This is a genomic window from Brevibacterium aurantiacum (genome assembly GCF_900169065.1).
Lineage (GTDB): Bacteria > Actinomycetota > Actinomycetes > Actinomycetales > Brevibacteriaceae > Brevibacterium > Brevibacterium aurantiacum.
The window spans coordinates 1-12,079 of record NZ_FXZB01000007.1 but is presented as its reverse complement, the minus strand read 5'-3'; the positions used below and the strand labels follow the sequence as shown (position 1 = coordinate 12,079).

15 protein-coding genes are annotated in these 12,079 nt (G+C 63.4%); 3 read left to right on the top strand and 12 right to left on the bottom strand.

Annotation, left to right across the window (positions count from 1 at the left end; all coding sequences use genetic code 11):
* Nucleotides 1-82: 82 nt before the first annotated feature.
* From BAUR9175_RS06015 to BAUR9175_RS06005, 3 genes are read right to left on the bottom strand one after another with little or no spacing between them, the layout of a single operon-like run.
* On the bottom strand, nt 83-1,255 hold the full coding sequence (locus tag BAUR9175_RS06015; RefSeq protein WP_009883942.1) for a PrpF domain-containing protein: 1,173 nt from the start codon (nt 1,253-1,255) through the stop codon (nt 83-85).
* Complete coding sequence (locus BAUR9175_RS06010; RefSeq protein WP_101583230.1) at nt 1,252-2,490, bottom strand: MFS transporter; 1,239 nt, start codon at nt 2,488-2,490, stop codon at nt 1,252-1,254. Before BAUR9175_RS06010 ends, BAUR9175_RS06015 begins: the two co-directional genes overlap by 4 nt.
* A 48-nt stretch (nt 2,491-2,538) precedes the next feature.
* Nucleotides 2,539-4,002: a benzaldehyde dehydrogenase gene (locus tag BAUR9175_RS06005; RefSeq protein ID WP_101583228.1), complete on the bottom strand. Its 1,464-nt coding sequence runs from the start codon at nt 4,000-4,002 to the stop codon at nt 2,539-2,541.
* 221 nt (nt 4,003-4,223) lie between these two features.
* Here BAUR9175_RS06005 and BAUR9175_RS06000 point away from each other — a divergent pair, with 221 nt between their 5' ends.
* A complete protein-coding gene (locus BAUR9175_RS06000) occupies nt 4,224-4,997 on the top strand; it encodes an IclR family transcriptional regulator (RefSeq protein WP_096160321.1) in 774 nt (257 codons plus the stop codon).
* 37 nt (nt 4,998-5,034) lie between these two features.
* Here the strand turns inward: BAUR9175_RS06000 and BAUR9175_RS05995 are convergent, their stop codons facing one another.
* Nucleotides 5,035-5,421: a DUF1304 domain-containing protein gene (locus tag BAUR9175_RS05995; RefSeq protein WP_101583227.1), complete on the bottom strand. Its 387-nt coding sequence runs from the start codon at nt 5,419-5,421 to the stop codon at nt 5,035-5,037.
* On the bottom strand, nt 5,418-5,681 hold the full coding sequence (locus BAUR9175_RS05990) for a DUF2277 domain-containing protein (protein ID WP_096160322.1): 264 nt from the start codon (nt 5,679-5,681) through the stop codon (nt 5,418-5,420). The genes BAUR9175_RS05995 and BAUR9175_RS05990 overlap by 4 nt, the downstream gene beginning before the upstream one ends.
* Before the next feature lie 113 nt (nt 5,682-5,794).
* On the opposite strand from BAUR9175_RS05990, the gene BAUR9175_RS05985 reads away from it, so the two are divergent.
* Entirely contained in the window at nt 5,795-6,535 is a 741-nt protein-coding gene (locus tag BAUR9175_RS05985) for a GTP pyrophosphokinase (protein WP_069599560.1), read from the top strand.
* A 3-nt stretch (nt 6,536-6,538) separates the two neighbouring features.
* Here the strand turns inward: BAUR9175_RS05985 and BAUR9175_RS05980 are convergent, their stop codons facing one another.
* From BAUR9175_RS05980 to BAUR9175_RS05950, 7 genes are all read right to left on the bottom strand, one after another.
* Nucleotides 6,539-7,117, bottom strand: coding sequence for a dihydrofolate reductase family protein (locus BAUR9175_RS05980; protein WP_069599559.1), 579 nt, complete (start codon nt 7,115-7,117; stop codon nt 6,539-6,541).
* Between the two features lie 100 nt (nt 7,118-7,217).
* The gene (locus tag BAUR9175_RS05975) at nt 7,218-7,808 is read right to left on the bottom strand and encodes a thiamine pyrophosphate-dependent enzyme (RefSeq protein WP_069599558.1); all 591 of its coding nucleotides are present in this window, start codon (nt 7,806-7,808) and stop codon (nt 7,218-7,220) included.
* A 1-nt stretch (nt 7,809) separates the two neighbouring features.
* A complete protein-coding gene (locus BAUR9175_RS05970; RefSeq protein ID WP_069599557.1) occupies nt 7,810-8,352 on the bottom strand; it encodes a thiamine pyrophosphate-binding protein in 543 nt (180 codons plus the stop codon).
* An 8-nt stretch (nt 8,353-8,360) separates the two neighbouring features.
* A complete protein-coding gene (locus BAUR9175_RS05965; protein ID WP_009883927.1) occupies nt 8,361-8,729 on the bottom strand; it encodes a VOC family protein in 369 nt (122 codons plus the stop codon).
* Nucleotides 8,726-9,064 (bottom strand): DUF1499 domain-containing protein, encoded by a 339-nt coding sequence (locus tag BAUR9175_RS05960; protein WP_101583225.1) that lies wholly within the window; start codon nt 9,062-9,064, stop codon nt 8,726-8,728. The genes BAUR9175_RS05965 and BAUR9175_RS05960 overlap by 4 nt, the downstream gene beginning before the upstream one ends.
* 22 nt (nt 9,065-9,086) lie before the next feature.
* Nucleotides 9,087-9,620, bottom strand: coding sequence for an O-acetyl-ADP-ribose deacetylase (locus tag BAUR9175_RS05955; protein ID WP_101583224.1), 534 nt, complete (start codon nt 9,618-9,620; stop codon nt 9,087-9,089).
* Nucleotides 9,621-9,633: 13 nt separating this feature from the next.
* Nucleotides 9,634-10,857, bottom strand: a complete 1,224-nt coding sequence (locus BAUR9175_RS05950) for a Fic family protein (protein WP_101583222.1) — start codon at nt 10,855-10,857, stop codon at nt 9,634-9,636.
* A gap of 101 nt (nt 10,858-10,958) precedes the next feature.
* Between BAUR9175_RS05950 and BAUR9175_RS05945 the strand changes: the two genes are divergently transcribed.
* Nucleotides 10,959-11,759: a class II glutamine amidotransferase gene (locus BAUR9175_RS05945; protein WP_096146532.1), complete on the top strand. Its 801-nt coding sequence runs from the start codon at nt 10,959-10,961 to the stop codon at nt 11,757-11,759.
* The last annotated feature ends 320 nt before the right edge of the window (nt 11,760-12,079 follow it).

The following is a 12,079-nucleotide window of genomic DNA, read 5'->3' as shown; positions in this document are numbered from 1 at the left end:
CAGCGGGCCGTTTGCCAGCGGGGTCACCAATTGTGAGGGAGGAGAACGTCGTTTCTGCGATCAGAATCGACATTCTCCTCCCTCAGTTTCGGATCTCCACGGCGACCTTCCCGACCATGAGCACCCGTGCGGTGCGGAACAGGGAGGTCGCCGTCACGGTCTTCGCCTTCTCATCCCAAACCGCGGAGGCGGTGACGACTCCCGAAGGTGTGCCGAGGCGGACCTCGGGGCCGGGCACCGAATGTTCGGAACGGGCGATGATGCCGTGGACGATGGTGCCGGGGATCTGCGCGGCCGCGGCCAGGCACATGGCTCCAGTACCCGGTACCGCTTTGTGTGTCTGGCCCATCGAGATCATTCGGACGACGATATCGGAATCGCTCGCACCCAAGCTGGTGCCGTCGAGCAAGGTCGTCGGCTTCTGTGAGGTCACGACCGCAACCTTGGGCACGACCTGCGGAGCGGCCTCGGGCGTCTCGCACAACCCCATCCGCACCGCTGCTTTGCGCCGCAGCTCCTCGATCATCAGCATCGAGGGACGATTGGCGTCGATGGACTCCGGAGACTCATCACCGTTGAGACTGATCGCCGAAGAGGGAACGATGACAACGGGCAGCGCCGCATCGACCATGGAGACGTTGAACATGCGTCCATCGACATCGATCGATTCCGACGCCACTCCCGAGGGCAGAACCCCCGAGGTGCGGCTGCCTGCCGGATCGGGGTAGATGAGTTCGATCGGTGCCCCAGTCCCGCTGACACCGGTGAGTTCGAAGTCTCCTGCGACCGCAGCCTGACCGTCGACGACGGTGAGGCCGACGTCGACGAGCTTGCCGGTGTTCGTGTTGTAGAGGCGGAAGACGTGCCACCCGTCGGCTGCGGAGATGATCTCGGTCAGCAGTGCGAAGGGCACGACACCCGAGGACAGATTTCCGCAGTTGCCGGAGTAGTCCACGACCGCCTCGGCGACGGAGACCTGACCGAAGGTGTAGTCGAGGTCGACGCCTGCCCGCGTTGATGCGGACACGACCATCACCTTCGACAGCGAGGAGATCCCTCCGCCCATGCCATCAAGCTGACGGCCGAAGGCATCCGGGGAGCCGAGCGCGGAACAGAAGATCGCATCCCACGCCGAGGTGTCCCCGTCGGTTCCCGGGGCCGGCGCAGTGTCCAGCTCGGGCAGGGCATCGGCACGGAAGTAGAGTCCCTTGCTCGTGCCTCCGCGAACGAATGCGGCATCGATCCAGTGAGTCATCGGCCGGCGTGGTCCACGGCCTTCGGAACGATGACCATCGCGGCGAAGCCGAGGACGGCGACGACGGCGAAGAGGTAGAAGCCCCACGGGTAGGCGATGCCCGCGGTGACCAGGGTGCCGGTGATGAACGGACCGACGATGGCGCCGAGGCGACCGACGGCCGAGGCCATGCCCAGTGCCGTTCCGCGTGCGGTGGGCGGGTAGATCGCTGAGACGAACGCGTAGACGAGGACCTGGGCGGAGAAGACGAAGACACCGGTGATGAAGACGGCGATGTTGAGCAGTATCTGGCTGGTCATCGGGATGCTCAGCGCCGCGAGGAACACGGCCGCTAGTAGGAACCACATGAGCACGATCGGTTTGGTGCCGTGCTTGTCCGCCAACCAGCCGGCGATAACGAGTCCGACGACAGCGCCGATGTTCATCACGAAGAGCATGACGAGGGAGTCGGAGACCTCATAGCCCGCATCGGCCATGATCTTCGGCAGCCAGGTATTGAGTCCATAGACGAGCAGCAGACCCATGAAGCTGGCGGCCCAGACGCCGATCGTGACCAGTTTGAACCGGCCGACGAACAGTCCTGCCATGCCGGTCTTCGGGGCCGCGGTCGTCGAGCTTTGGGCTTCGACGAATTCCTGGGATTCCGGCAGCTTCCACCACAGCAGTGGGACGAGCACGAGTCCGGCGACGCCGCCGGCGATGAAGAGCAGGTGCCAGTTGTGGGAGTAGAAGACGGCGAGCAGGGAGATCGCCACGGCACCGGCGTGGTAGCCGGTCATCGTCAGTGTCGTCGCCTTGCCGGTCTTGCCTGACTTGTTGTGCTCGCTGATGTAGGCCAGGCAGCCGGGCATCACGGCGCCCAGAGCCAATCCGGCGATGAACCGGAAGGTGGTGAACAGGGCGACGTTGGGAGAGAACGCAACGAGAATCGTGAAGATGGAGAAGAAGAGCACGCAGAAGATGATCGTGTAGCGGCGACCGAAGCGATCGGCGATCGGCCCCACTGCCGCAGCACCGAGGCCCACACCCACCAGGCTCAGAGTCGCGACAAGGGTCGCGGCCTCGGGGGTGAAGCCGATGGCGTTGGTCGCCAGGAGCTCGGGGATCACGGCCCCGAGCACGACGAGGTCGAAGCCCTCGAGGGCGACGGCCAGCCAGCACAGGATCGCGGGCCAACGAGTATCGGTCGCGCGAGCTGTGGTGGCAGCCCCAGTGGATGCGGCAGGTGTGGACATCAGTGTCTCCGGTCGTTCAGGTGTTCGAGTAGTCGGTAGGTAGAGGAATCAGAAGGGGTATGGGGCGATCTGCGAGCGCATCGTGACCCACTGGGTTTCGGTGAAGGCCTCGATATTGGCCTCTGCCCCACCGAAGCGGGATCCGTTGCCGGAGTCCTTCGTGCCGCCGAAGGGCACGTTCGCCTCATCGGAGACGGTCTGCTCATTGATGTGGACCTTGCCGGAATCGACGAGATCGGCCAATTCGATGGCCATGCCCACATCGCCGAGGATGCCCACGGACAGCCCGTATTCGCTGGCGTTGACCAGTTCCGCGGCCTCCTCGAGAGTCGAGAAGCGGCTCACGGGCGCCACCGGTCCGAAGATCTCCTGCGTCCAGGCCGGGTTCGACGGGCTCAGATCCGCGAGCACCGTCGGCGGCACGAAGGCGCCCTCGCCGGTGCCCCCGGCAACGAGTCGTGCCCCATCGGCTTGGGACTTGTCGATGATGTCGCGGATGTTCGTCCGCTGTTTGTCGTCGATGATCGGCCCCAGCGCGACCTCCTCGGTGGCGGGATTGCCCACAGGCAGGTTCCGGGCACGTTCGGCCAGCTGTTCGACGTACTCGTCGTAGATGGAATCGTGGACGAGGTGGCGGCCGGTGGTCATGCAGATCTGTCCCTGGTGCATGAAGGAACCGAATGCCCCCGCCGAGGTGGCCGGGCCGACCTCTGCCCCCGGAAGGACGACGAGTGCATTGTTTCCACCCAGTTCCAGGTGGCAGCGCTTGAGGAGGCGTCCGGCGGCTTCGCCGACCTTGCGCCCGGCGGCAGTTGATCCGGTGAAGGAGATGACGGAGACCTCGGGCGCTGCGACGACTGCTTCGCCGGCTTCCCGGCCACCGGGCAGCACCTGCAGGAGTCCCTCGGGCAGGCCAGCCTCGGCGAAGATGCGGGCCAGGCTCACACCGCCGCAGACCGCGGTGCGTGGGTCCGGCTTGAGCAGGACCGCATTGCCCAGGGCCAGCGCGGGGCGACCGAACGGATGGAGAGGATGAGGGGGGAAGTTGAACGGTGCGATGACGGAGACGACTCCGGCTGGCACTCGGCGGGCGAACGACCAGCGAGGCTCGTTCGAGGTCAGGACCTGCCCCTTGGGGTGGCTGGGCAGGGCGGAGGATTCGTAGCAGATCTGCTCTGCGGAGCTGACTTCGAGACCTGCCTTGGCGGGGATGCCACCGGATTCGCGGACGATCCAGTCCGAGAGCTCCTCGGCGTGCTCGGCCCACAGCGCACCGGCCCGGCGGAGGACGGCGGCGCGTTCGGCAGGTGGCGTCTTCGCCCATTCCTTCTGCGCGGCGGCAGCACGAGTGGCGGCCGTATTCACATCTTCGGCGTTCGCAGCGCCCATGCGGCCCAGGGTCTCCCCCGTTGCCGGTTCGATGACGTCATAGGACTCGTCGGCGCCGTTCGTCCAGGTGCCGGTGAAGATCTTCTCGTGCCACTGGGTGCCGAGGAAACTGTTCTCGCTCATGTCGTTCGTCCCTGTTCCTTCGCTGGTCGGGTTGTGACTGTGGTCGTCTCGTCCCGCGCTCACCGGCCGCTGGCTGCCGCTCCCTTGAGGTCGACCGATTCGGGCACAGCTGATGCACGGCGATGTCACGCCTATCGGCCACAATAGTGATGCGGACCACGAGAAGCCATCGCGGGTCCATTCATTGAGAATTCGAGTCGCCCGGGGCTACGATTGCGGTTATGGCGAACTCTCAATCGGGCGATTCCATGATCGATCGGCTGGTCCGGGTCCTCGGCTCCTTCGACCCCGATCATCAGAGCCTGAGCACCGAGGAGCTCTCCGAGCGAGCAGCCTTGCCGAAGTCCACGGCCTACCGGCTGATCAACGACATGATGCGGCACAATCTGCTGCAGCGTGACCCCAATGGGCGGCTGCGCATCGGCGTAGGAATGTGGGAGCTGTCGAATCGCGCCTCCGACGCCGTCGACCTGGCCACCCTCGCCCGACCTCATATGATGGCCGTCCACGATTTCGTCGGCGAGAACACCCAGCTGGGGATCCTGCGCGAACGCGAGGTCCTCATCATCGAGAGGATGTCGAAGCCGACCGCCGTCGTCCACCGTTCGAAGACGGCCGGGAGACTTCCCGCCCATGCCTCCTCATGTGGGCTGGTGCTCCTCGCTCACGCTCCGAAACATGTGCGCGAGGCCTATCTGCGCGGCCCGCTGGCCGCGATCACCGAGAAGACGACGACCGATCCGGCCGTGCTGCGCAAGATACTCGCCACGATCCGGACCTACCACTACGCGGAGCTCGTCGGCCATATCGATGACGGCACCACGGGAATCGCGGTGCCCGTCTTCGACGGCACCGGACTGACGATCGCGGGCCTCGGAGTCGTCGTCGACTCCGAACACCATGTGGGTGGGCCGGCGATCATGCAGGCCCTGCGCACCGCCTCGGCGGGGATCACGAAGGACCTCGAGGCGCAGGGGAAATCAGTGATGGATTGATCGGGCCGGGCTCCTCACGTGTCAGGCTCCCCGTTCGTCAGACGGCGATGCCGATGAGCAGAGACACGACCGCCAGCAGAGGCAGCAGGCCCTGCTTGATCGCCGAGGAGGCAAGGTCGGGTGACGAAGCCACGAGCACGAGTGCCGCTGCGAGCATCGATCCGACTCCGGTGAAGACGAGCGTGAGGCCGACCGTCGGTGCACCGGCGAGGCAGACGATGATGCCGATGAAGACCGCGAGGGCGAGGAAGAGATTGTAGAAGCCCTGATTGAAAGCCATGGACTTCGTGGCAGCAGCATCCTCTTCACTGGTTCCGAATGTCGCACGAGCACGCGGGCCCGTCCAGGCAATCGACTCCAGATAGAAGATGAAGACGCGCAGGGCCGCTGCCAGCCCGGCGAGGATGAGCCCGAGGATCGTCATGCACGGGCCTCATATCTGGCTCGTCGCTTCTCAGCCTCGACCTCACGGTTCTTCGGTGGTGCCGTGGTCACCAAGGCGTCGAGGAGATGCTGAGTCGTGTGGGCGATCTCCTCAACGGCTGCCTCGAATGCGGCGGCATTGGCTTGGGAGGGCTTCGTTGTGCCCGCGATCTTGCGCACGTACTGCAGCGCTGCGGCGTGCACTTCGTCCGAGGTCGCGAGGGGTTCGAAGTTATGAAGGGTTCTGATGTTCCTGCACATGGTCTTACGGTACGCCGAGGCACTGACACACGGTAGGGCGAGCGCCGCGGGGACGGGCCGGGACGGGCGGGGATAAACTTGCAGGGCACCGCCCACGCCACTCACGGAGGATCATGAGCCGACACCAGCACCCCTCGAGCTTGGCGCTGTCCCCTGGCCAGGTGGCAAGCGTGCGCGCCCTGCGGCAGGATTTCTCTCAGCTGATCATGGAGCACCGCTTCGTCATCAACGAGCTGCTGACCAAGATCTCCATTCTGCGTGAGGAGTCCGAGCACGCTCACAGTTACAACCCGATCGAGCACATCACCTCACGGGTGAAGTCGCCGCGGAGTCTGCTCGAGAAGGTCAATCGGCGAGGGCTCCCGCTCGACATCGAGGTCATCCGCGCGAACATCACCGACATCGCGGGCATCCGCATCACCTGCAGCTTCATCGCAGACACCTACCAGGTCCTGGAGATGCTGACTGCGCAGGACGATGTTCGGGTCGTGGAGATCAAGGACTACATCGCCGATCCGAAGCCCAACGGATACAAGAGCCTGCACGCGATCCTCGAGGTGCCCGTCTTCCTCAGCCAGGGACGGACCCCGGTCATCTGTGAGGTTCAGATCCGCACCATCGCCATGGACTTCTGGGCCAGCCTGGAACACAAGATCCACTACAAGTTCGCAGGTGAAGTCCCCGATCGGCTGGTTGATGAACTCACTCAGGCCGCCGAGGTGGCCGGCCAGCTCGATCGCAAGATGGAGCAGCTGCACGCCGAGGTCCACGACAGCGAGCCCAACACCGCCAGCGAAGACTTCGATGACGAGGCGCTGCGCATCCTCTGGGAGCTGAGCAACCAGTCCGAGTGAGCCTTATGGCGTGAGATCCTGCTGGCGTCGCGGACGGAACCTGCGGAACCAGGCACCCTTGTTCGCATCGTCTTCCTCAGCCAGCTCCCAATAGACGCGCCTGCCACCGGGCACGTCGAAGACCCTCGTGCCTTCGCCGAGGAAGATGGGCGCGACGAAGACCTGCATCTCGTCGATGAGATCGACCTCGAGCGCCTGCCGACCGATGTCGGCGCTGATGATCTGGATGTCTCGATCACCGGCGATGGCCCGGGCCCGATCGACCACCTCGGCGATGGAGCAGTTCAAGGCTGTGATCGTCGTGTCCTCGGCGAGCTCCTCGGGGCGGTGGGTGAGGATGAACTCGGTGCCGTCCCACGCTCCGCCGTAGGCCTCGGAGGTCAGTTCGTCGCGCTCGGCTGCCTGTGCCTTCGCTGCGTCATAGCCACGGCGCCCGGAGATGATGACGGCGACCTGGGAGGCGAGATCCTCCACGGTTCCATCGGCGAGCGACCCGAGACCGGACATCCAGGACATATCGTGATTCGGGCCGGTGATGAACCCGTCGAGTGATGCTGTGAAACCCCATGTGACTCTTGCCATCGCTCCTCCTTGAGCACAAGTGATTGCGTTTGGCAATCACTTTCTACCCATTCAACCACCGGAGGACGGCAGTGACAAGGGACGGAGCAGGCGACGGCAGCTACACGGCGGTGTGAGGTTCTAACCTCGCCGTCAGCCACGATTGGAAGCGGTGGGCGAGGACGACCGGGTCGACGAGGAGCTTGGGGATATCGGCGGCATTGCCTGCCTCGATGCTCACATGCAGCAGCGTCGGCCCGGTCGTCGTCAACAGGCGATCGAATTCGTCGCGCAGCTGAGCTGTGTCTTCGGCTCGGCCGACCGTCCAGCCCGCGGCTTCGGCGAGTTTGCCCAGATCGACGCGTGAGGAATAGGTCGGCAGGCCTGCAGTCGATCCGTACACCTGGTTGTCGAGGAGGACGAGGAACAGCTTCTCGGCTCCGAGGAATCCTCCGGTGGGCAGCACATTCGGGTTCATCAGCAGGGATCCGTCGCCTTCGAGCCCGATGACCTTGGGCAGGTCCGAGTCCTTGGCTGCCAGGGCGAGACCGGTGGTGATGGAACCGACGAGGCCCATCGAGTCGAGGACGTAGAAGTGGTTGTCCCGGTTCTCCACGGAGGCCAGTTCACGGCTCGTCGCCGCGCACGTCACGACGACCGCCAATTCGGCGGTCAGGCCGTTGAGGACCTCGAGTGCTTCGATGCGCTTCATCTCAGGCCACCTTCCCATCGGTGTTCCAGAAGGAGCCGAGGACAACGACGGGACGATAGGTCATACGAGCGTGAACACCCGCCTCGGCGACGGTCTGCTCCCAATCCTCGGACGATGAACGACGATCGAGCTCGAGAACCTGAAGTCCCGCAGTGCGCAGAATCGCAGGCATCGGCTGGCTGATCGAATGAATCATCGAGTTGTACTCCCTCGGGCCGCCACGGGTATTGGCGAAGATGAGCAGCGGCAGATGATAGGACAGCGAGAACGTCGTCAGAGCCGTGAGACTGTTGCCGAAGCCGTTGTCCTGCATGACGATCGCCCCGAACTTTCCGGCCAAGGGCAGGGCACCGAGGACTCCGATCGCTTCCTCCTCGCGGGAGAGCGGCTTCACTCGCTCTGAGATTCCGGCACTGCCACCGTCGGCGGAGACCAGATGGTCGATGACAGGAGCGATGGTGACCGAGGGAACGTAGCCGATGAGGTCAGCACCGGCGTCCCAGATCCCATCGGCGACGGCCTGCGTATATGACTTCGTTGTCACGGAATTCCTCATTCCCGATCTTCGGTGGCCCGGTGTTGGGTGATGTTGATGGCGTTGCCGTCGGGGTCGCGGACGAAGAAGCGCGTCACACCCCATTCCTCGGTGGTCAGCGGATGGACGATGTCGAGGCCACGATCGACAGCCTCGGCGTAGGCGGCATCGATGTCGTCGACCTTGAGCGAGAGGACAGGCGTGATGGGAGCGGTAGCGTCCTTCGTGACGAGTTGGACGTGGGCTCCGGTCTCCGCCGAGGTGAAGCGGGCCACCCAGCCCAAGTTGAATTCCTCGGTGCCCAGGCCGAGGAAGTCTTCGTAGAATCCTCGGGATGCCTCGATGTCGGATACCGGAATGTCGGGGATGACGTCGCGGATCTTCATGGTCTTCCTGCCTCCGGTGCGTGGGGAGGCTCGAGGCCGGCCCTGATCTGCTGCACATTTCCCCTGTTCACTCCCCAGTCGAAGAACTGAAAGGGAAAGGCACAGGCGCTGCGGATGCGCACGACGGTGCCGTCCGACGCCTGATCGATGTGGACGGTGATCTTCTCGCCCCAACTCCTCCACGTCGCCCTGAACGAGGCACTGAGCACCCCGGGCCGCGTGGTCGCAATCGACCCGGCGGCACCCTGTAGGTTCCTCAGCACCTCGAATGCCCTCTGCCCGACATCGGCCGCGGCGATGGGGACGGTCATCGTCTCTTCATAGCTTGCACCCATACGTCCAGGATAACCACAGCCATCACCATTGGTCGTGGTCGAAGACCTGGCAGAACACGCTCGTCATCGAATCGCTGAAGAGGACGAAATTGACCTCGCGAATCGACTCCCAGCGTCCATGTTCCCGGCCGTCGACGATGACGGAATGGGCCGCCTCGGCGACGTCCCTGGCCGACCATCCGTAGACTCCCCCGCCGATAGCCGGGAAGGCCACCGAGGCGGCGCCGAGTTCAACGGCTAAGTTGAGGCTCGATTCGAAGCAGGACTCGAGCACCTCAGGATCGGCCTCACCCTGATGACGGTTCGGTCCGACGGTGTGGATGACCCACCTGGCTTTGAGTGCACCGGCGTCTGTTGCGACGGCTTGGCCGGCAGAAAGTCCACGCGGGTGACTGGTGCGGCGGACTTCGCGGCAGGCTTCGAGCAGTTCGGGTCCGGCTGCCTTGTGGATGGCTCCGTCGACACCGCCACCGCCCAGCAGGCTTGAGTTCGCGGCGTTGACGATCGCGTCCACGGAGGCCTCGGTGATGTCTCCCTCGAGTACCGTGATCTTCATGGTTCGAGTCTAGTCATCGCCCGCTTCGTCGCGCACTGTCCGCGAAAGCGTCGAGAACACTGAGTACACCCGGCTGCCGCCAGACGCGGTTCCTTCTACGTCCGGTTGCCTCGAGAAGAATGCCACGATCGACCAATGTGTCGATCGCACGCAACGCCGTCACCTGGTTGGTCCCCAGTTCGGCGGCGACGAAGCTGAGATTGACCACTGGCTGCGCAATCAGCGTGGGCAGCAATGTCCATGTTGACGAGTCGCGCCTCACCCCTGCCAGCGCCTGCTCCATCTCATGCAGCATGGTGAGCAGCTCGTCCATAAGCTGTCTGCCCGTATGGCTGGCAAACCGTGCAGCACGAGTGAACTGAGCAATGATCGGTCCTGCATCACCGGAGCGAAATGCACCGAGCGCGGCGAAGTACGCACCGATGTCCGTGAGCAGTCCCGCCGAGATCGGTATCACCGAAGTGGTGACAAGCCCCTTCTCCTTGAGAATTGCGTGCACCAGAGCTCGGCCGGTTTTGCCGTTACCGTCGGCGAACGGGTGGATGGTCTCGAACTGCGCATGTGCGACGGCGGCTTGTACCAGCACGGGAAGATCTTCTCGCGCGATGAATTCGACGAGATCTTCCATGGCAGGTGGAATCCGACGGTGCGCCGGCGGTACAAAATCGGCGAGCAACGGCCCGCTTCCCCCCGGCCCGATCCACACTTGCTGTTCACGGAACCGTCCTGCTTCGGAAGCCATCATCCGATCACTCTTCAGCAGAGCCCGGTGCATGTCGAGAATCGACTGGAGCGAAATCTCACCCGACACTCCGATCGCAGTCTCCATGGCATGCACGTTGCCCAGAACGGTTGTGGCATTAGCCTTCGTCGTCTCGTCGATGGCGGCAAGTGCAAGCTGAAGAGCCGATGTTGTCAGCTGCTCGATTTGAGAGCTGGATGCGCTCTCGGTCCGCAGCAGAATTGCCGGCATAGGGCTGCCGATGCGATCACCTGCACCCAGTTTTCCTGCTGCGAATCCGTCGACCCGCGCCAAAGCTCCGGTGGCATCGTCGACGTCAGCATGCATTTCAGCCGGAAGATGCACCTCCCACCCAGCGATCTCCGGCACTAAGGCTGCACGATAGATACCAGGCTGGCGCTGAACCTCCCGACGGCTGAGCATGTCCGGATTGACTGGTGACCAACTCAGTTCCTCACTATCCAGCGAGGGTACCGGGACCTCGATAACCGTCATTGCGCGAGCTCCTTATTAACACTTAATAAACTATCTGTTAGTTATAGTCTAACCAATTCACACTTCGCAGTCGATGTATCTACCGGACGTAGCCTGGAGACATGTGCAGACTTCTCGGCTACATCTCCCCCACTCCGGCGAGCGCAGCGGACCTCATCGGCACCGACGAGTGCCGGCAGTGGCAGGATTTGGGCAGATTGCACGACGACGGGTGGGGCACAGCGTGGATCAGTGCTGATCCCACCGACGCCGAGGTGGTCAAGCGCTTCCGTAGGCCCCGTGAAGGTGCCGATGATCCGCAGCTGACGGATGCACTTGATGCGGAGACGAGCATCGGTCGAATCTTCCACCTGCGGATGGCGACGGCGGGCATGGACGTGCACGAGGAGAACACTCACCCGTTCCTGACTTCAGACATTGCTCTTGCTCACAACGGCTCCGTTCATCCGATCGACCGACTGCGCGAATATGTCACGTCCGCCGAGGTGGAGCGCATCGGCGGGACCACAGACAGTGCCATCATCTTTGCACTCATACTTCGACGCGTGGATGAGGGCGAGACATTGTTCGATGCGACGGTCGCGACCGTGCGGATGCTGCGCGCAGACTTCGACCATCCGGGGATCAACCTGCTCGTGCTCAGCGCCGAGGAGATGATCGTCGTCCACGCGACCGCGGGAACGGCGATTCCGTATCAGAGCTTCGACACCTCGGGCACGGGCGGTGAGCTGCCGTTGGACCATAAGGACCACTACTACCGGATGAGCTGGCAGCGCTTAGCTGACGGCGCGATGATCGTGTCGTCCTCAGGACTGGACCATAAGGGATGGAACCTCATCGAGCAGAATACGGCGATGCGGCTGACTGTGGCGGATGGGGCGGAGACTGTGGTGGGGGTTTGAGGGGGCCGATCTGCATGACGAGACCTCGACGATTGTTCAAAGTCTTGGTCAATTGCACCCGAGAAGGAGCGGGACCACCGCGAGGTTCACCACTGACGCACTGCTGTGCATCGGAGTTGATACCCAAGTTCCTCCAACGATCTTTGCTCTAACGGTGAAATTCACATTGCCCAAGCTCAAAAGAGCTCGCGACGGTCAAGTCCCTTTTCGTGGTGTTCTTCGGTAGTTCCTTTAACTTGGTATTAAGCAGCGGGGTCGGGCTACGAATCACGCGGTCAGCGGCATCACCACCCCGACCGGGTCGACCTCGGTCTGCCCAT